Annotated in this window: 18 protein-coding genes and 1 pseudogene; 14 read left to right on the forward strand and 5 right to left on the reverse strand. The window is 68.1% G+C overall.

Translation table 11 applies throughout. The features are described 5' to 3' along the window. Window positions 1–74: 74 nt before the first annotated feature. Both def and fmt read left to right on the forward strand, forming a co-directional pair. Entirely contained in the window at window positions 75–575 is a 501-nt protein-coding gene (gene def / locus PHP91_RS13545) for a peptide deformylase (RefSeq protein ID WP_300141664.1), read from the forward strand. Next, on the forward strand, window positions 563–1,567 hold the full coding sequence (gene fmt, locus PHP91_RS13550) for a methionyl-tRNA formyltransferase (protein WP_300141667.1): 1,005 nt from the start codon (window positions 563–565) through the stop codon (window positions 1,565–1,567). Before def ends, fmt begins: the two co-directional genes overlap by 13 nt. 76 nt (window positions 1,568–1,643) lie before the next feature. Here fmt and PHP91_RS13555 read toward each other — a convergent pair whose 3' ends face one another. Next, window positions 1,644–2,039 (reverse strand): hypothetical protein, encoded by a 396-nt coding sequence (locus PHP91_RS13555; protein ID WP_300141670.1) that lies wholly within the window; start codon window positions 2,037–2,039, stop codon window positions 1,644–1,646. A 198-nt stretch (window positions 2,040–2,237) separates the two neighbouring features. On the opposite strand from PHP91_RS13555, the gene PHP91_RS13560 reads away from it, so the two are divergent. From PHP91_RS13560 to hemW, 7 genes are all read left to right on the forward strand, one after another. After that, window positions 2,238–3,194, forward strand: a complete 957-nt coding sequence (locus tag PHP91_RS13560; protein WP_300141673.1) for a glycosyltransferase family 9 protein — start codon at window positions 2,238–2,240, stop codon at window positions 3,192–3,194. Further along, window positions 3,191–4,024 (forward strand): DUF116 domain-containing protein, encoded by an 834-nt coding sequence (locus PHP91_RS13565; RefSeq protein WP_300141676.1) that lies wholly within the window; start codon window positions 3,191–3,193, stop codon window positions 4,022–4,024. The genes PHP91_RS13560 and PHP91_RS13565 overlap by 4 nt, the downstream gene beginning before the upstream one ends. Before the next feature lie 152 nt (window positions 4,025–4,176). Further along, a complete protein-coding gene (locus PHP91_RS13570; protein WP_300141679.1) occupies window positions 4,177–5,127 on the forward strand; it encodes a radical SAM protein in 951 nt (316 codons plus the stop codon). Between the two features lie 40 nt (window positions 5,128–5,167). Further along, window positions 5,168–6,655, forward strand: coding sequence for an Rne/Rng family ribonuclease (locus PHP91_RS13575; RefSeq protein ID WP_300141682.1), 1,488 nt, complete (start codon window positions 5,168–5,170; stop codon window positions 6,653–6,655). Between the two features lie 25 nt (window positions 6,656–6,680). Further along, window positions 6,681–7,229 carry an epoxyqueuosine reductase QueH gene (locus PHP91_RS13580; RefSeq protein WP_300141685.1) on the forward strand — a complete coding sequence of 183 codons (549 nt, stop codon included), beginning with the start codon at window positions 6,681–6,683 and terminating at the stop codon, window positions 7,227–7,229. Then, the gene (locus PHP91_RS13585) at window positions 7,226–7,588 is read left to right on the forward strand and encodes a hypothetical protein (RefSeq protein WP_300141688.1); all 363 of its coding nucleotides are present in this window, start codon (window positions 7,226–7,228) and stop codon (window positions 7,586–7,588) included. Before PHP91_RS13580 ends, PHP91_RS13585 begins: the two co-directional genes overlap by 4 nt. 2 nt (window positions 7,589–7,590) lie before the next feature. Next, window positions 7,591–8,829, forward strand: a complete 1,239-nt coding sequence (gene hemW, locus PHP91_RS13590) for a radical SAM family heme chaperone HemW (protein ID WP_300141691.1) — start codon at window positions 7,591–7,593, stop codon at window positions 8,827–8,829. 47 nt (window positions 8,830–8,876) lie between these two features. On the opposite strand, the gene PHP91_RS13595 is transcribed toward hemW, so the two are convergent. Further along, on the reverse strand, window positions 8,877–9,536 hold the full coding sequence (locus PHP91_RS13595) for a type II CAAX endopeptidase family protein (protein WP_300141694.1): 660 nt from the start codon (window positions 9,534–9,536) through the stop codon (window positions 8,877–8,879). After that, on the reverse strand, window positions 9,533–12,244 hold the full coding sequence (locus PHP91_RS13600; RefSeq protein WP_300141697.1) for a bifunctional acetate--CoA ligase family protein/GNAT family N-acetyltransferase: 2,712 nt from the start codon (window positions 12,242–12,244) through the stop codon (window positions 9,533–9,535). The genes PHP91_RS13595 and PHP91_RS13600 overlap by 4 nt, the downstream gene beginning before the upstream one ends. 145 nt (window positions 12,245–12,389) lie before the next feature. Between PHP91_RS13600 and PHP91_RS13605 the strand changes: the two genes are divergently transcribed. Beyond that, the gene (locus PHP91_RS13605) at window positions 12,390–12,860 is read left to right on the forward strand and encodes a FlxA-like family protein (protein WP_300141700.1); all 471 of its coding nucleotides are present in this window, start codon (window positions 12,390–12,392) and stop codon (window positions 12,858–12,860) included. Between the two features lie 87 nt (window positions 12,861–12,947). Here the strand turns inward: PHP91_RS13605 and PHP91_RS13610 are convergent, their stop codons facing one another. Next, on the reverse strand, window positions 12,948–14,312 hold the full coding sequence (locus PHP91_RS13610) for a DUF1566 domain-containing protein (protein WP_300141703.1): 1,365 nt from the start codon (window positions 14,310–14,312) through the stop codon (window positions 12,948–12,950). An 89-nt stretch (window positions 14,313–14,401) separates the two neighbouring features. Then, window positions 14,402–15,673, reverse strand: a complete 1,272-nt coding sequence (locus PHP91_RS13615; protein ID WP_300141706.1) for a transcription antitermination factor NusB — start codon at window positions 15,671–15,673, stop codon at window positions 14,402–14,404. Between the two features lie 142 nt (window positions 15,674–15,815). Between PHP91_RS13615 and PHP91_RS13620 the strand changes: the two genes are divergently transcribed. The 4 genes and pseudogenes from PHP91_RS13620 to PHP91_RS13635 all read left to right on the forward strand — a co-directional run. Continuing rightward, window positions 15,816–16,448: a lactate utilization protein gene (locus PHP91_RS13620; RefSeq protein WP_300141709.1), complete on the forward strand. Its 633-nt coding sequence runs from the start codon at window positions 15,816–15,818 to the stop codon at window positions 16,446–16,448. A 126-nt stretch (window positions 16,449–16,574) separates the two neighbouring features. Further along, complete coding sequence (locus tag PHP91_RS13625) at window positions 16,575–17,369, forward strand: VOC family protein (protein WP_300141712.1); 795 nt, start codon at window positions 16,575–16,577, stop codon at window positions 17,367–17,369. Between the two features lie 165 nt (window positions 17,370–17,534). Further along, entirely contained in the window at window positions 17,535–18,773 is a 1,239-nt protein-coding gene (locus PHP91_RS13630) for an HD domain-containing phosphohydrolase (RefSeq protein WP_300141715.1), read from the forward strand. A gap of 11 nt (window positions 18,774–18,784) precedes the next feature. Next, window positions 18,785–19,384 (forward strand): annotated as a pseudogene (locus PHP91_RS13635) (hypothetical protein); the annotation flags it as partial.

The following is a 19,384-nucleotide window of genomic DNA, read 5'->3' on the forward strand; positions in this document are numbered from 1 at the left end:
CGGGGGAAGGGGAAGAGGGGGACCTTTTCCAAAAGGTTCCCCTCTTCCCCTTCCCCCGGCCGCCGGAGGCGAACATGAAAATGGAAGTATGCACCTGGCCTGAAGAGGTCTTGTCGGCCAAGGCCGCGCATGTGGGCGAGTTGACGCCCGAGCTGGACAAGCTCATCGCGGACATGGTCGAGACGATGTACGAAAGCGACGGGGTCGGCCTGGCCGCGCCGCAAGTGGGCGAGTCGCTCCGGCTGATCTGCGTGGACCCGACGGGCCCCAAGGTTCGCGGCGACCTGCGCGTGCTCATCAATCCCGAGATCGTGGAGCGCGGCGACGAGGAGGTGGACAGCGAGGAAGGTTGCCTGAGCTGTCCCGAGCTGTCGGTGAAGGTGAAGCGCAACAAGCGGGTCAAGGTCACGGCGCTGGACCGCGAGGGCCGCGAGGTGGTCATCGACACCGACGATTTCCTGGCCATCGTGCTCCAGCACGAGATCGACCACCTGGACGGCATGACCCTGGCGGACCGGCTGGGGCGGCTCAAGAAGGCCATGTACCGGAAGAGGGCCGAACGATGGAAGAAATAGCGGCTTCCGGCGTTTCGTCCAAGGAGGAGTGGGGCGCGGTGGAGCTCAAGCCGCTCCGGGTCGTGTTTATGGGCACGCCGGATTTCGCGGCCGAGGCGCTCGGGCTGCTGCTCAATTTCGAGGGCGCGGAGGTTGTCGGGGTGTACACCCAGCCCGACCGGCCGTGCGGGCGCGGGCGGCAGTGCAGGCCGTCGCCGGTCAAGGCGGTGGCGCTGGAGCACGGGTTGCCCGTTTTCCAGCCGGTGAATTTCAAGGACCCGGCCACGGTGGCCGAGCTGGCCGCGCTCAGGCCGGAGGTTCTGGTGGTGGCGGCCTATGGGCTGATCCTGCCCCAGGCGGCGCTGGACGTGCCGAGCCTGATGCCGCTGAACATCCACGCCTCGCTCCTGCCGCGCTATCGCGGGGCCGCGCCCATCCAGCGGTCCATCGAGAACGGCGACGTGGTCACGGGCATTTCGATCATGAAGATGGAGGCCGGGCTGGACACCGGCCCGGTGATGGTGCAGCGGGCGCTCAGGATCGGCCACAACGACCACGCGGGCACCATCCACGACGAGCTGGCCAAGCTGGGCGGCATCTGCATCTGCGAGGCCCTGGCCCGGTTGCAGACCGGGGCCTACGAATTGCTGGAACAGGACGACGCCCTGGCCACCTATGCGAAAAAGCTGGAGAAGCAGGAGGGCGAGATCGACTGGAACCGCTCCTCCCAGGCCATCCACAACCAGGTGCGGGCCATGTATCCCTGGCCCGGCGCGTTCTTCGACTGGACCAACGCGGACGGCAAGGTCATCCGGCTGAACGTGGCGCCGGGCGAGGTGAGCCCGGAGGCGGCCCCCAAGGTCGCGCCCGGCACCATCCTGGGCGAGAGGGACGGCAGGCTGGCCATCACCGCGGCGGACGGCGTCTACCTGACCCCGGAGGTCAAGCCCCAGGGCAAGAAGGCGATGGACGCCACGGCGTTCACCTGCGGCTACCTGAAGGAATGCAAATAGGATTTCCCCGCATGGGGCAAGGGAAACGGCCCGGACCGGATGGTCCGGGCCGCTTTTTTTCACTGTCGGCGCGCGGTTACCACTTCCAGTTGACGAGGGAGTCGATGGCCTCCTCCAGAACCTTGCCGCCCGCTCCGGCGACCGCGCCCACGGCGATTCCCACGACCGCGCCCTTGGGCCCGCCCGCTATGACGCCCGCCGCCCCGCCGGTGAGAGCGCCGTAAATGGCCTTGCCGGCGATCGCCTTGAAGGTGAGTTCGGAGAGCAGGCCGCCGCTGAGTTCGTCCAGCATGTCGTCGGGCAGCGGAAATTTGCGCAGCGCGGCCTCGGAAAGGGATCTCTCGGTCAGGTTGTACTCCCGCTTCAACGCGTCCTGGAGGGCGGGATTGTCCTGGGCCTCGGCCACGGTTCTGGCGAAGTCGGCGTCGGCAAGCAAGCGGTCGAACAGTTGGTCGGCGGATTGCCGGGGCATGTGCGCCTCCTTGTGCGAGTGTGAGTTGACGGTTGAGCGGGCCGCGGGTGCGGCCCGGCCGATGCACTATGGCTCGGGTTATACCAGCATGACGGATTCATTGCCATACCCGCATAGGGACATCCGCCATTGCCTGACCCTCGCCCCGCGTGCTACTCAACGCCCTGTCCGCAACGGGCGGCGAAATGGAGCCAGACGATGACCACAGAGCCCCGGCGATTTCTCATCTTCAACAACGGCATGATCGGCAACACGCTGTTCAACATGCCCGTGGCCGCGTGGCTCAAAGGCGAGTTTCCCGGCTGTTTCGTCGGCATGGTCGTGGACCGCGTCGGGCGCAGCCTGGTGGGCGCGGACCCGAACGTGGACGCCTTCCACGTCTTCAACAAGAAGAAGGACTCGCTGGGCGACCAGCTCCGCCTGGTCCTGGCGCTGCGGCGCGAGCGCCACGACGTCTCCCTGCATCTGCGCCGGGGCGTGCGCAACGAGCTCCTGGCCCGCCTGGCCGGGGTGAAGCTGCGCGCGGGCTTCCGGCTCAGGGGCTCGCTCCAGCACCTGCACGTCAAGGTGGACGAGGACATGACCGTGCACCGGCTGCGCAGCCGGGCCCTGCTCCTGGAGGCCGTATTCCGCCGCCCCGTGGCCCTGGACCGCCCCCGCCTCTACCCCGACCCGGCCGCCGAGCGCGCCGTGGCCGACCTGCTGGCCGCATCCGGCGTCGCGCCCGGCGAGTATCTGGTCCTGCACCCCACCGGCGACTCCCAGGGCGGCATCGGCTGGAGCCTGCCCGCCTACGCCGAGGCCGTGCGCGCCCTCTCGGCCGCCCTGCCCGTCTTCGTCATCTGCATGCCCGGCGAGCGCGAGGCCGTGGAAAAGGCCATTCCCTCCGGCGGCAGGGTGCGGTATTATACGGGCGACATGGCCACCACTTCGCACCTGGTCCGCTCGGCCCGGTACTTCATCGGCAACGACTCGGGCCCGGCCCACCTGGCCTGCGCCTGGGGCGTGGACCGCCTGGTGGTCTACCGCGACGACGACGCGAATTTCGTCAAATGGCAACCCGCCGACGACACCGGCTGCACCGTGCTCTTCCAGCGCGACCTCACCGGCGAAAACGTGGCCCGGTCCGCCCTGGCCGCCATCGACAAGGCATGAACCAGAACAAAAGCATCCGACGCGCGCGCAAGCGCCTCTTCATAGGCCTCATCAGCGGCTCCTGCCTGGCCATCTGCCTTTTCCTGGCCGCCCTGTGGTACGTGCCCTACATCGGGCTGGAGAACCATCCCCTGGCCGCCTGGGCGTTCGGCGTCGTGGTCCTGCTGCTCATCGGAACGGTCAGCGTGGCCTACTGGGGGCTGTTCCTGAACATCGTCACGCGCAAGCCCCTGCCCGGCGCGCGCCGGTTCCGGGGACTGACCGTCAAGCTCTTCCTGCCCCTCATGATCCTGCTCGGCCGGGCGCTGGGCATCGAAAAAGAATCCATCATGCTCTCGTTCGTCAGCGTGAACAACGAGCTGGTCCGGGCCGAGGCCGGACGCTACAAGCCCGAGGAAATCCTCCTGCTCATGCCGCACTGCCTCCAGAATTCCAAGTGCGACCGGCGGCTGACCTACGACATCAACAACTGCAAGCGCTGCGGCATGTGCCCCATCGCCGGGCTCCTGGACCTGCACGACAAGTACGGGGTCAACCTGGCCATCGCCACCGGCGGCACCGTGGCCCGGCGCATCGTGGTCCAGTTGCGGCCCAGGATGATCATCGCCGTGGCCTGCTACCGCGATCTCTCCAGCGGCATCCAGGACACCTACCCGCTGCCGGTGTTCGGCGTGCTCAACGAACGGCCCCACGGCCCCTGCCTGGACACCACCGTGGCCCTCCCCCTGCTGGAGGAGGCCCTGCAACGCTTCCTCGACCCCCGCTACCTGGAGGAGGGCGCCACCGGCAAGGGCCGCACCGTGTCCACCGCCCAGGGGAACCAGGCCTAGCGGACCGGGCCGGGCCCTTCCGCGCCCGGGTTGCCAATTGCGCAGATTCCCTGTAAATCGACCCCACCGTCCTTGACATCCGTTCCCCGGTCCTTAATAACCTCAGATAGTTCCGCGAAACGCCGGACAGGCGGACGGGAGCAGGATACGCCATGGCATACAAGTACGTCTTCGGGCCCGTATTGAGCGGGCGGCTGGGCCGGTCCCTCGGGCTGGACCTGCTGGGGGACCGCATCTGTTCCATGGACTGCGTGTACTGCGAGGTCGGGGCCACGCGCAGGCGGACCCTCGACCGGGCGCCCTACGTCCCGGCCGGGGCCGTTCTGGACGAGCTCGCGGCCTGGAAGGCGGAGGACCACACCCCGCCCGACATCGTGACGCTGGGCGGCCTGGGCGAACCCTGCCTGAACTCGGACATGGGGGCGATCATCGACGGAGCGCGGGCGCTGTTCAAGGACACGCCCGTGGCCGTGCTGACCAACGCCACCCTGATGACCGACCCCCAGGCGAGGGCGGAACTGGCGAAGGCGGACGTGGTCCTGCCGAGCATGGATTCCCTGGTGGAAGCGGAGTTCCTGGCCGTGAACCGCCCCGTGAAAGGCCTCACCGCAGCGGCGGTGGCCGAGGGGCTCATGGCCTTTCGCAGGGAATTCAGGGGGAAGATATTTTTGGAGATTTTGCTGGTCCGGGGCATCAACGACTCCGACGACAACCTGGACCGGCTGACGGAATTTTGCAAGCGGCTCAACCCCGACCGGGTGGACGTGGTGACCACCACGCGGCCCGGCACGGTGAGAGGGACGCTCCCCGCGGACGGGGAGACCCTGGACCGCTGGCGCGCCAGGCTGGCATCGGGCGAGACATCTCCCCGCCCGGCGAGCCCTGCGAAGCGCGAGGACGCGCCACTGGACCGGCTGACGGACCAGGTGGCGGCATCCCTCGCCCGCAGGCCGCAGACAACGGCCCAGTTGGCCGTGGCCCTGAACGCGGACCCCAAGCGGGTTCGGCAGGCCGTGGAAGCCCTGGTGAAACAGGGCGCCATCACCCCCCGGGAGGACCGGGACGGGACCTTCTACCACGGCACGGGGCACGGGCTGGAATAGCGGCGCGCCATGGAGCAACACTTTTCACACGAGGTTCATCATGACCAACGAGACAGCGGCCGCCGCCCGGAAACGGCGGCAGAAAATGTTCATCTCCGTATTGCCCGGAGAGCAGGTTGAGGTCGTCATCGCCGAAGAGGGCAAAGTCAACGAATACTACGTTGAAATGGTCCACCAGGCCAAGACCAAGGGCAACATCTACAAGGGCTACATCCACAACATCGACAACGGGCTCCAGGCCGCGTTCATCAACTACGGCGCGGAGCGCAACGGGTTCCTCCAGATCGACGAGGTCCACCCGGAATACTACGTCAACGATCCCGACACCAAGAAGGGCCAGCGCTTCCCGCTCATGCAGAAGGTGCTCAAGCCCGGCCAGGAGATCCTGGTCCAGGTGGTCAAGGAGCCCACGGGCAAGAAAGGCGCGTTCCTGACCACCTACCTCTCCCTGCCCGGCCGGGGCTTCGTCTACACCGTGGGCCGCTCCCAGATGGGCGTCTCGCGCAAGATCGAGAACGAGAAGGAGAGGGAGCGGCTCAAGAAGGTCCTGGAGGCCTTTGAGACCACCGAGGGCGTGGGGCTCATCGCCCGCACCGCCGCCGTGGGCCAGTCCAAGGCCGCCCTGGAGCGCGACTTCAAGTACCTGAACCGGCTGTGGACGGACATCCGCGCCAATGCCCAGCAGAAAAAGGCCCCGTCCATGGTCTACCACGAACTGGGCCTGGCCGCACGGGCCGTGCGCGACTACCTGACCAGCGACGTCACCGAGGTCTGGGTGGACGACAAGGAGACCTTCGACCAGATCGAGGACTTCGTGAAGCTGGCCTTCCCGCGCAAGAACAGCCTGGTCAAGCTGCACGAGGACAGCGACCTCTCGCTCCTGGAGCGGTTCAACCTGGTCAAGCAGGTGCAGGAGATCTACTCCCGCGAGGTGACCATGCCCTCGGGCGGCCGCCTGGTCTTCGACGCCACCGAGGCCCTGACCGCCGTGGACATCAACTCCGGCAAGATCGGCGGCGAGCGCAATTTCCAGAAGATGTCGCTCAAGACCAACATGGAGGCCGCGAGAGAGATCGCCCGCCAGCTCCGGCTGCGCGACATCGGCGGCCAGGTGGTCATCGACTTCATCGAGATGAAGAACCCCAAGGACTGCCGCGAGGTGGAGAAGGTCATGCGCGGCGAGATGAAGAACGACCGCGCGCGCACGGACGTCAGCCGCATCTCCTCTTTCGGGCTCATGGAGCTGGTCCGCCAGCGCCTGGGGTCCTCGGCCATCGCCATCTCCACCGAGCCCTGCCCGTGCTGCAAGGGCACCGGCATCCGGCGCAACATGGAGTGGCAGGCCCTCCAGGCCCTCAAGGACATCCACCGCGAGATCCGCCGCCCCGGCCCGGAGATTTTCGACTTCACCTGCGAGGAGGAGCTGGCCATCTACCTGCTCAACCACAAGCGCAGCGTCATTGCGGACCTGGAAAGGGCCTGCAACCGCAAGGTCCACATCGACATCGACTACGAGTACGAGGACTAGGACCGGCCGCGCCGGGAGGGGAGCCATGGAACGGGTGCTGCTTCACATCTGCTGCGGGCCGTGCTCCATCACCACGATCAAAACGCTTCAGGACAGGGGGTGCGAGGTCACCGGGCTGTACTGCAACCCGAACATCCACCCCCTGACCGAATACGTGAAGCGGCGCGACGGCTGCCTGGAGGTGGCCGACCGCCTGGGGATCAAGGTCATCGTCAAGGACGACGAGTACGAGCCCCAGGCCTGGTTCCGCGCCGTGGCCCACCGCGAGAACAACCGCTGCTTCCACTGCTACGCCCTGCGCCTGGAGCGCACGGCGTCCATCGCCAAAAACGGCGGGTTCGACTACTTCACCACCACCCTGCTCTATTCCAAGTACCAGAAGCACGACGTCATCGCCGGGCTGTGCCGGGACCTGGAGACGCCCAAGACGCGCTTTTACTACCACGACTTCCGCGAGGGCTGGCAGGAGGGCATCGACCTCTCCAGGGAGTGGGGCGTCTACCGCCAGCAATACTGCGGCTGCCTGTACAGCGAAAACGAACGCTACCATCGCGAGTTGGGGACCCGGTCATGATGCGTTTCCTGGGCCCGATCCTGCGGCGCGACGCCATCCTGGCCGCCTTTGTCCTCTCGCCGATGCTCAACGGCGCGGCCGACGCCCTGCGGGGCGCGCCGGACTGGCCCCTGGCCTTCGGCTCGCTGGCGGTCTTCGCGGTGCTGGCCTGGCTGACCCGCCAGGACTGGGGACTGGCCACCTGGACCTCGGTGGTCCTGCTGCTCGTCGAGGGCTCGAACATGCTCTACGACGGGCTCACCGGCCTGCTGCGCGGGAGCCCGCTGCCCTTCTGGCTGCTGCCCCCGCTGGTCCTGGCCGGGGCCTACCTGACCTGGGGCGCGCTGGTCCTGCACCGGCACAAGCGGATCACGGACTGACCATGGCGCGCATCTACGGCGAAGACGCACCGGTCAAGGCGGCCTTCCCGGCCACGGCCGCCGGGGCGGCCAAGCTCCCGGCCGCGCCGCGCGCCAAGGGGCTGCTCCTGTACGTCCACGTCCCGTTCTGCCGCTCCCGCTGCCACTACTGCACTTTCCACTCCCAGGCCTTCAACCAGGTCACCTTCGCCTGGTACCACAAGCTCCTGCTCCAGGAGATCGACCTGTGGGGCCGCCGGCTCAAGAACCCGCCCCTCCGGACCGTCTATTTCGGCGGCGGCACCCCGAGCCTCATCCCGCTGACCCAACTGGACCAGATCATGAAGGCCATCCGCAAGGCCTTCAACCCGGTCCCCGGCCTGGAGGCCACCCTGGAGGCCAACCCGGACTCGGCCCATGACGTCAGCTATTTCCGCGCCCTGCTCTCCATGGGCTTCAACCGCCTCTCGCTGGGCGTCCAGAGCTTCAACGACCTGGACCTGCACATGCTCGGCCGCCCGCACTCGGCGGCCATGGCGGCCGCGTCCTTCCAGGCCGCGCGCCAGGCGGGCTTCGCCAACATCGGCCTGGACCTGATCTGGGGGCTGCCCGGCCAGCGGGTCAACACCTGGATCGAGCAGCTCAAGGCGGCCGCCAACCTGCGGCCCGAGCACCTCTCCGCCTACAACCTGACCGTGGAGGACGGCACGGCCATGGCCAGGATGGTCGGCGAGGGCGGGGACTTCAAGCTCCCCTCGGAGCAGGAGCAGGGGCGCATGTTCATCTACGGCTCGGAGTTCCTGGAATCCATGGGCTACATGCACTACGAGGTCTCGAACTTCGCGCGCATGGGCTTCGTCTCCGAGCACAACTCCGGCTACTGGACCGGGTCGGACTACCTGGGGCTCGGGCCCTCGGCCGTGTCCACCATCGGGAGGCGGCGGTTCTCCAACCCGCGCTACATGGACGAGTACGACGCCTACGTGCGCGGCGGCCTGGTGGGCCAGGACCACGAGGAGCTGACCGACCAGGACCTGCTCCGCGAGATGGTCATGCTCTCGCTCAGGACCGCCAAGGGGCTGGACCTCAAGCTGTTCCGGGAAAAGGCGGGCTACGACCTCGTCAAGCGGCAGGAGAAGCTCATCGCCGCCCTGCACCAGAAGCACCTCATCCGCATCAGCCACGGCCACCTGCGCCTGACCAAGGACGGAATGCTCGTCTCCAACGTCATCATCCGCCGCCTGGCCTTTGACGACGACTGAGCCGCCCCCCGCGCGGGCGCCGCAACGAGGCTTGCCGCCGCCCTCCCCTACATCTGGTAGAGCACGAAATTGACCAGGAAATGGACCACGGTGGTGGGCCAGATGGACCCGGTGGCCAGCACGGCCGGGACGAAGATCATCCCGTAGACGAAGGCGTCCGCCAGGGTGTGGGCCGACAGCGACCAGTGCATGAGCGAGAAGAGCACGCCCGAGAGCACTGCGGCCACGGGCAGGGAGAAGCGCCTGCGCAGCACGGTCAGGGCCAGCCCCCGGCAGACCAGCTCCTCGCTGAACCCCACCAGGGCCAGGCCGAACCAGAGGTCGAAGCGGAAGAGCGGCGAGTCCGGGTCAAAGGGCGCCGAGCCCAGGGAGCCCTTGGGAAAGTACGGGGCCAGGACGAACTCCGACAGGCAGAGATAGGCCATGGCCGCCCCGGCGGTGCCCACGGTCCAGGCCAGGAAGGGGCCGACCGGCACCCGGACCAGCCCGGCGTCGGCCCGGCTGATGAACCCCCGCCACAGGGCGTAGAGAACCACGGCCACGGCCAGGGAGCGCTGGGCGTAGTCCAGCCAGACCCAGGCCACGTAGTCCGTGACCGTCATGTTCACGAAATCGTTCAGGTAATATGGCAGGTAGGCCAGGAACAGGACCAGGGCGGCCGCCCGGCCGGTGCGCTGTCCGCCGGGGCCGCCCGCGCCGCCGGTCACGCCTTTTCCCCGTACCGCGCCATGTCGAGCACCATCTCCACCAGGTCCTCGTCGTGGGGATCGGGCGCGATGGCGAAGCCGAACTTGCGCGAGAGCCCCTGCATGGCCTTGTTCTCCAGCATGGTCTGGCCAACGAGCCGGGCCGTGCCCCGGTCCTTGGTGTAGCGGATGCCCTTCTGGAAGAGCTGGGAGCCGAGCCCCTCGCCCTTCATGTCCGAGCGGACCACGATGGCGAACTCCGCCTCGGAGTTGTCAGGCCTGGTGTTGGTGCGCATCACTCCCAGGGTCTCGGGCTCGCCCGCGGCGTCCGGGGCCGTGGCGATGAAGGCCATCTCGCGGTCGTAGTCGATCTGGGTGAAGCGGGCGATGTCCTTGTGGTCGAACTCGCGCTGGACCACGCCGAAGAATCGCAGGCGCAGGTCATCGTCCGAGAGGTTGGCCAGGAAGGCGCGGTGGGTCTGCTCGTCCTCGGGCCGGATGGGCCGCAGCGTGACGTGGCGGCCGGAGCGCAGGGTCACGCACTCCTCCAGCTCGCGCGGATAGGGCCGGATGGCCAGCCGCTTCTCGCCCTCGCCCTCGAAGGGGGCGATGGATATCTTGCCGCCCAGGGCCAGGACGCCCTCGCTGTCCGCATAGAGCGGGTTGATGTCGATGGAGATGATCTGCGGCACGTCCACGATGAGCTGGGAGATCTGGATCACGGTCAGGCAGATGTCGTCCACGTCGGCGGGCAGGTGGGACGGCGTGCCCCCGAGCAGCGTGAAGATGCGCGTGCGCGAGACCATCTCCCTGGCGAGGGTCATGGACAGGGGCGGCAGGGTGAAGGCGCGGTCCTGGATCATCTCCCTGGCCATGCCGCCGTGGCCGAAGGAGAGGACCGGGCCGAAGACCGGGTCCACCTTGGCCGAGATGAACAGCTCATGCGCGCCGGGCCGCCGGCCCATCTTCTGGACCGTGAAGCCCTCGATGTAGGCGTCCGGCCGCTCGCGCACGCAGCGGGCCAGGATGGAGGCCGCGCCCTCCCAGACGCGCTCCGGCGTCTCCAGGTCCAGGAGCACGCCGCCCACGTCGTAGGGCTGGGGAATCTGCGGGCTGCGGACCTTGACGGCCACGGGATAGCCCAGGGCGTCGGCCGCGATGACCGCCTCCTTGGCCGAGACCGCGATGCGCGTCTCCACCACCGGGATGCCGTAGGCGGCCAGGATGTCCTTGGCCTCGGGCTCGGTCAGGGCGTCGCGCCCCTCGGCCAGGGCCGCGCGCACGATCTCGCGGGCCCGGTCGGTGTCCGGAAAGAAGTCGGTGGGCAGGGAGTCCGGTGTCTCGATGAGCATCTCCTGGTTCTGGAGGTACTCGGCCATGTAGAGGAAGGCGCGCACCGCGTGGGTGGGGGTGTCGTAGGTCGGGATGTCCGCCTTGCGGAAGACCTCGCGCGACTCCTCGGCCGCGCCGGAGCCGAGCCAGGCCGTCAGCACCATGCGCCGGACCCGCTTGACCGAGTCGCACAGGGCCTGGGCCACCTCCACGTCGGGCTGGGCCTTCCAGGGCACGTGCATGACCAGGATGCCGTTGGAATTCTTGTCCTTGATGAGGAGCTTGAGGGCCTCGGAATAGGCCTTGCCGTCCGCGTCGAAGGGGATGTCCGCCGGGTTGGTGCGCGACCAGTTCTCACGCCCGATCAACGCGTCGATGGCCGCGACGGTCTCCTCGTCCAGCCGGGCCAGCTCGCCGCCGCCCGCCAGCAGCCGGTCGGCCGCCAGGATGCCCGCGCTGGTTCCGTTGGTCAGGATGGCCAGCTTCTTGCCGAACACGCTCTTGGGCGTGCCCAGGGTCTGGGCCGCGTCGAACAGGCCGTCGATGTTCTCCACGCGCAACATGCCCGCGCGGCGGAAGGCCACGTCGTAGATGGCGTCCACCAGCCGGTGGTCGCCCGTCTCCCGCAGCTTGAGGTCGCCCACCACGGTGTCCAGCGCCTGGCCGGGGCGGATGACCAGCACCGGCTTGTTGCGCGAGGCCGCGCGCGCGGCGGACATGAACTCGCGCGCGTCCTTGATGGACTCCACGTAGAGCATGATCGAGCGCGTCAGGGGGTCGGACCCCAGGTAGTCCAGGATGTCGGCGAAGGAGACGTCGATGCGGCTGCCCAGCGCCACCAGGTGGGAGAAGCCCACGCCCTTGGCCTTGGCCCAGTCGAGCACCGTGGCCAGCAGCGAGTCGGACTGGGAGATGAAGGCCACCTTGCCCGGCGCGGCCTCGGTGTGGGCCAGGGAGGCGTTGAGGTTCAGGGAGGGGACCATGAATCCCAGGGATTTGGGCCCGATGATCCGGAAATCCGGCGGGTTGGCCACGCGCAGGATGGTCGACACCACGTCGGTGCGCTCCTCGGTGGTCATGGCCGCCAGGCCCGAGCCCATGAGCACCGCGCCGCGCGTGCCCCGCTCCTTGAGCGAGTGGATGATCTCCGGCACCTCGTCCAGCGGGGAGCAGACGATGGCCAGGTCCGGGGTCTTGGGCAGGTGCTTGACCGAGGGATGGGTCAGCACGCCCGCGATGGCCTCGGCCGTGTCGGAAACCGGCATGACCGGGCCGAGGAACCCGCCCGCCATCAGGTTGCGCATGACGATGTTGCCCGCGTTGCGGGGGTCGTTGGTCGCCCCGATGACCGCGACCGACCTCGGCTTGAACAGGTATTCCAGATTGATGACGCTCATGGATGCCTCGGTTGCGTTGGTGGCTCAGTACCGGAAAGGATACCTTTTTTTGGACCGGGGGCGCAACATTCATATGGTCTAAAGTTCCGCCGGCATTGGCCGATAGGAAAGAAGGCGGTTCCGTCCAAAACCAGGAGGCTCGAACATGGCCATCGAAACCGGGCTTGCCCATACCACGCTTTTTTCCGAGTCCATGAACATCAAGGCCGCTCCGTCCGTGGAGCAGACGCCCGAGGAACAGGCCCAGGAGGCCAAGATTCCGGAACAGACCCAGGACCGGGGGGACACCGTGTCCATCTCCATCGAAGCTCGCGCCCTCTCGGCCGCGGCCAAGAACGAGGAGAGCGACACCGAGGCCGACTCCGACGTGGAGCAGCGCATCGAGCAGTTGCAGAAGCAGATCGACAACATCGAAAAGGACATCAAGGAACTGCAACAGGACGAGGAGATGCCGGAAAAGGAAAAGCTCCAGCAGATCCAGGCCAAGCAGGCCGAGCTGATGCAGCTTGAGGAACAGCTCATGAAGGCCCAGGAGGAACAGCTCAAGGCGCAGGGCTATTCCTCGGGCGGCGGCACCAGAGCCGAGGGCTTCGGCAACTCGGTCGCCGACTTCTAGCGGCGCCGCCTTTCACGACGCCAGGCGGCGGGCTCCGGCCCGCCGCTTTTTTTGCGCCCCGTGACGGGGAAAACGTCCCCCCGAGCCCTACGCCCCGGTCACCGCGCGGGCGAAGAACCGGCAGGTCCGGTCCTGCCAGGCCACGAACCCCAGCTCCGCGTCCGCATACCAGGCGGCGGTGAAGGCCTTGGTGTCCGCGCTCCACAGCCGGGCCTTGCGCGGGTCGAAGGCGGGCTGCTGGCAGAACCCGCCGGGCTCGGCCGCCCCGGTGAACAGGCTGGCCAGCTCGTCCACCGTGGGCAGCCGCCAGCCCGTCCGGCCGCCGTATCCGCCCCGGTTCAGCCGGTCCACGTGGGACTGCGCCCGCTCAAAGCTCAACGGATAGCGCGATCCGTACCGCTCCCAGGTCAGCCCCGTGGCCCGGTCGGTCACCGTGCCGTCGCCGTTGTCGGAAAAATCGCCGCGCGCCGGGCGGATGGGCCGCCACAGCTCGTCCAGGCCGAAGACCTCCCGCCCCCGGTCCGCCGCCACCTTGAGCGGCGCGGACCGCAAGGCGCGGACCTCGCCGGGCGCGCCCCCGTCCAGCAGCCCCGCCGCCGAGCATACGGCCTCCCTGCGCTCGCGCCAGGCCGCCTCCAGCCCGTCCAGGGCCGCCGCCATCTCCACGGCGTCGCCGAACCGTTCGGCCGGGTCCCGGGCCAGGGCGCGCACGAAAAAATCGTCCCAGGCGCAGTCCAGGCCCGCGTGGATCTCGCGGACCGGCCGCCGCCTGGCGGGGTTCTCGGCCGGGAGCAGCCCGGTCAGCATCCGGTAGAGGGTCACGCCCACGGAAAAGCAGTCCGAGGCCGGGGTGGCGCTCTCCGGGTCCGCCTCCTGCTCCGGCGCGGTGTAATAGGGCGAGCCCACCACCATGCCCTTGGGCCCCGGCGTGCGCTCGCCGCGCAGCTTGCTCAGGCCGAAGTCGATGAGCTTGACGTGCCCGGCCCCGCCCTCGTCCTCGGCCAGCATGACGTTGAACGGCTTGACGTCGCGGTGCACGATGCCCTCGTAATGGAGCCGGTCCAGCCCGGCCAGCATCTCGCGCGCCAGCCCCAGCGAGGCCTCCACGCCCAGCCGCCGCGACGGCCGCTCCACCTCGTACGCCTCGCCCATGAGCACGCCCAGGTTGCCGCAGAAATACTCCATGGTGAAATGGGGGCGCACCCCGTCCGACCCGCCGTGCACGTCCAGCACCTGCGCGATGTTCGCGTGCGAGATCGACGCCATGGTCGCCGCCTCGGCCAGAAACATCTCCCGCAGCCGCTCCGCGCCGACCAGGTCCTCCAGGATCTCCGCCGGACGCAGCACCTTGAGCGCAACGATTCGGCCCGTCACCGGCATGGCCGCCTTGTATACCGCTCCCATGCCTCCGCGCCCGAGCAACCCGCGAATCTCGTACCGACCTATCTTCATGACCCGCTCATACCCCGAAGCCCTTTGGATGGGAAGACGGATGGAAGAACCCGGGAGGGCGGGGGTTTGGGCAAAGAGGATGTTTCTTGTCAGGCCCGGATCAGGGCCGCGTAGAAGAACTCGTTCAGGGGCGAATCCGGGTCGGTGGCCCATTCGGTTTCCAGCCGGGCCTCGGGATGGGCGGCGAGGAAGCGCTTCACGAGCCCCTGGTTCTCGTCGGGATTGAGGGTGCAGGTGATGACCGCGATGCGGCCGCGGCGTTTGACGCGTTCGGCGGCGTTGTCGAGGATCTCGGCCTGGAGCTTGGTCAGGTCGTCGATGTCGCGCGGGGAGCGTTTCCACTTGGTGTCGGGCCTGCGGGAGAGGACGCCGAGGCCGGAGCAGGGCAGGTCGAGCAGGATCGTGGCCGGGGTCCGGGGCGGCCTGGCGCCGGCGGCGTTGGCGGCGAAGGCCTCCACCGAGGGCAGCTCGCGGCGCAGGGCGGCCAGGCGGCCTTCGTGCGGGTCCGAGGCGAAGACGGTCAGGCCGTGTTCGAGCAGGATGCGGGTCTTGCCGCCGCGTCCGGCGCAGGCGTCCCAGACCGGGGAATCCCAGCCGGACGGGCGCAGGGCCTCGACGGCCTGGCGGGCGGCGAAGGACTGGCGGGCCAGGGGCGGCTCGGGCTCGTCCTCGAAGGCCGCGCCGGGCGGAAAGGCGAAGCTGAGCCCCTCGATGTCCAGGACCTCGTCGAGCCCGGCCAGGAGGGGGAAGAGTTCGTCGGCCTCGGGGTGGCCGTAGAGGTTGACGCCCATGGCCGGAGGGTTGAGTTGGGCCTCCAGGTATTGCAGGGCGGTCGCCTCGCCATAGGCGCGCCGCCAGAGGTCGGCGATCCACTGGGGCACGGAGTACCAGCGGGAAAGGAACTCGGGCGGCGAGCAGTCGCGCCGGTAGAAGTCGGGATCGAGGAGCTCCCCGGCGCGGTCGGCGACCTTGCGCAGCACGGCGTTGAACAGGCCGCCCAGGCGAGCGCCGGGCTTGGTCTTGGCGAACTCCACGGCCCAGTCCACGGAGGCGTAGGCCGGGACCTTGTCCAGGAAGAGAATCTCGTAGGCGGCCACGCCCATGGCCAGGCGCATCTTGGGCGGCAGCTTGCCGAGATCCTTGAGGAAGCGGGAGAGAACGTGGTCGATGCGTCCCTTGATCCGCAGGTAGCCGTAGGTCAGCTCGGTGGCCAGGCCCACGTCGCGCGGGTCCACCGGACCGGCGGAAAGGGCCGTGTCCAGGGCGGCCTGGACGTCCTGGCCCGAGAGCAGGCAGCGGAAAAGGGCTTCGAGCGCCACCCGCCTCGCCGGAGGCAGGGGCTTGGGAGAATGTGCTTTCATGGCTCCCGCATAGCCGAGTCCCCATTCCCGCGCAAGGGGCGTATTCCGGCGATTCGGCGACGATTCCGGCCGGGACGGCGGCCCGCGGGGGTTGCGCCCGTGCGGCGGCGGGGCTAACAATGCCGCCAAAAAGGAAGTTTCCATGTTCGACAAGACCGCCCTCGACACCCTGGCCGCCCTGTCCCACAACGGGTTCAACGTCTACCAGGCGGCGGACCCCGGCCACGCCGCCGAGATCATCCTCTCGGAGATCACGCCCGCCGTGGCCCCCAGGGTGGTCTCCTACGGAGATTCGCTCTCCGTGCGCGAGACCGGGGTGCTGGACGTGTTCCGCCAGGACCCGGGCATCGAGTTCATCGACACCTTCGAGGAGGGAGTGGACCGGGGCGAGCTCATCGAGCGCCGCCGCCGGGCCCTGACCTGCGACCTGTTCTTCACGGGCGCCAACGCCCTGACCGGGAACGGCAAGCTGGTCAACCTGGACATGGTGGGCAACCGGGTGGCCGGGCTGATCTTCGGCCCGCGCCAGGTGGTGGTTGTCGCCGGCGCCAACAAGATCGTGCCCGACGCCAACGCGGGCGTGCGCCGCATCCGCGAGGTGGCCGGGCCGCAAAACGCCGCCCGCCACGGCGCGCGCACCCCCTGCGCCAAGACGGGCCGGTGCATGGACTGCAAGAGCCCGGACCGGATTTGCAACGTCTGGACCATCACGGACAAGTGCTGGCCCAAGGGGCGCATCCATGTGGTCCTCGTGGACGGCAGCCTGGGGCTGTAGCCCCGGCGGCTTGCCCGACGCCTCGTCGCCGCCCGATGCGCAACTCCCGGCCGGGCGGGTGGTTGCGTCCAAGTCCGGCGCGGGCTATCGTACCCCCCGACGCCCCCGAAACACAAGGAGTCCCGCATGGCCGTCCATCCCGCCGTCACACTGCTGGTCCGCGACCGCGAACGGTCCGCGCGCTTCTACGAACAGGCCCTGGGGTTCTCCCTGGCCTGGGAGACCCTGCTGGTGGGGCCCTACGGCCAGACCCTCCGGCTCCTGCCGGTGCCGGACGGGCCCACAGGCGGGTGCGTGGCCGTGACCGTGGAGGTGGCGGACGCGGCCCGCGCTGCCGACGCCATCGTGCAAAGCGGCGGCGGCCGGGGCGAGAAGCTGCTTTGCGACACGCCGCTTTACCTGGGCCCGGACGGCGAGCTCATCATGCTGAAGCAGCGCGGCCTGCCCGGCGCGGGGCGGGTCCGCCTCGCGGTCTACGACTTTGACGGCGTGATGACCGACAACCGGGTCATCACCGACCAGGACGGCCGGGAAAGCGTGGCCGCCAACCGGTCCGACGGCCTGGCCGTAGGCATGATCCGGCGGCTCGGGGTGGACCAGTGCATCCTGAGCACCGAGGTGAACCCCGTGGTCCGGGCGCGGGCGGACAAGATCGGCCTGCCCTGCGTGCACGGCGTGGGCGACAAGGCGTCGGTGCTCATCGGCCTGGCAGGGGACCGGTCGGTCAGCCTGTCGGACGTGCTCTACGTGGGCAACGACGTCAACGACCGCGACGCCATGGGCCTGGCGGGGTTCAAGGTCGCCCCGGCCGACGCCCATGCCGAGATCCTGGCCCTGGCCGACTATGTGACCGAGGCCGCGGGCGGCGCGGGCGTGATCCGCGAGCTCCACGACGTCCTGGCCGCCGCGCGCCGGGGCTGACGCCCTTTCGCCCGCCCGAGGGCGGCGGACGCCCCGTCGGCCCGTTGCGCCCCGATCGCATTATGCATACCTATTGCCGCTATCGCCCCTTCCCCCTTCTTTGAGCGATTGTTGCGTTTGCCAGGGAATTGGGACATGTCTAAAGGAACCTAAGGGGGTATCGACATGCTGGAAGAGCAGTGCCTGGGACCGGAAAGCCCGGTCCTGAAAATCCTCAGGACCACGGACGAGGTCAACCAACTCAAGGACGTTGACACCATCCTCGACAAGATTCTCTTCGAGTCGAGGCGGTTCGCCAACGCCGACGCTGGGTCCATCTTCCTCGTGGAGAAGGACAGCCTGATCTTCAGCTTTGTCCAGAACGAGACCCTGTTCAAGGGCGAGGGGGCCAACGCGGCCCTGTACCAGAATTTCGCGGTGCCCATCAGCGAGCACTCCATCGTGGGCTACGTGGCCAAGACCCGCCAGGCCCTGACCATCGACGACGCCTACGAGCTGGACCCCGCCCTGCCCTTCTCCTTCAACAAGTCCTTTGACGAGAAATCCGGCTACCGCACCACCAGCATGTTGACCATCCCGCTCATCGCCCAGGAAAGCCGGTTGGTGGGAGTCATGCAGCTTATCAACGCCCGCAGCGCGGCCGGGGTGGTCGAGCCCTTCGACGTGGATGCCCGGACCTACATCCCGCTGTTCTGCAACAACGCCTCGGTGGCCATCGAACGCGGCATCATGAACCGCGAACTGATCCTGCGCATGATGAAGATGGCCGAACTGCGCGACCCCACCGAGACCGGCACCCACGTCCAGCGCGTGGGCTCCTACTGCGCCGAGATATATGGCACCTGGGCCTCCCGGCGCGGCCACGCGGCCAAGGACATCAAACGCGTGCGCGACAACCTGCGCCTGGCCGCCATGCTCCACGACGTGGGCAAGGTCGGCATCCCGGACGCCATCCTCAAGAAACCGGGCAAGCTCACGGACGAGGAGTTCGACGTCATCAAGATGCACACCATCTTCGGGGCCCGGCTCTTCACCAACCTGACCTCGGACCTGGACCGCATGAGCATGGAGATCGCCCTGTGCCACCACGAGAAGTGGGACCTGCGCGGCTATCCCGGCGTGCCCTACGAGGAGGTCTGGGACCCTGCCGTCAAGATGGGCTGCAAGCCGAGGACCGGCGAGGACATCCCCCTGGCCGCGCGCATCTGCGCCGTGGCCGACGTCTACGACGCCCTGTCCTCGCCCCGCTCCTACAAGGAGCCCTTTTCCGACGAAAAGTGCCTTGAAATCCTGCAAAAGGACGCGGGAACCCATTTCGATCCCGAGATCGTGGAGATATTCGTCGAGATATTCGACGTCATCAAGGCGATCCGGGGCAAGTACGCCGAGAATTGGGCGGGATGACGGGGACGGCGATGGGCGGCGAAAAACTCTACGATTTCGTGGACCCGGCCGACGCGGAATGCGTGCGGCGCGAGGTGGAGGAGACGGTCCGGGACTTCTTCCCCGGCTACGACGGGGTCCTGTTCCGCCGGGCGTTCGAGGACGTGCAGAAGCTCTTCTTCGGCATGTACCCCGGCTATCAGGCCAGCAACACCAAGTACCACGACTTCGAGCACACCTGCTCCGTGGTCCTGGCCGACGTCCGGCTGATCTACGGAGCCATGGCCGAAGGCAACATCTTCGCGGAGGAGGACGTGGTCAAGGGGCTGCTGGCCGCGCTGTTCCACGACGTGGGGCTGGTCCAGACCACGCGGGACACCGAGGGCACGGGCGCTAAATACACCGTGGGCCACGAAGAGTGCTCCATCCAGTTCATGCGCGAAAACCTGGCGGGCGTCCTGCACGGAGACGGGATCGAGGACATCGCCGACTGCATCCGCTGCACCATCCTGGCCATGTCCCCCTCCAAGGTCGCGTTCCGCACCGATGACATGCGGTTCATGGGCTATTTCCTGGGCAGCGCCGACCTGCTGGCCCAGATCGCGGACCGCTACTATCTCGAAAAGCTCCTG

It is taken from the genome of Pseudodesulfovibrio sp. (assembly GCF_028692895.1).
In the GTDB taxonomy this organism is placed as follows: Bacteria; Desulfobacterota; Desulfovibrionia; order Desulfovibrionales; family Desulfovibrionaceae; genus Pseudodesulfovibrio.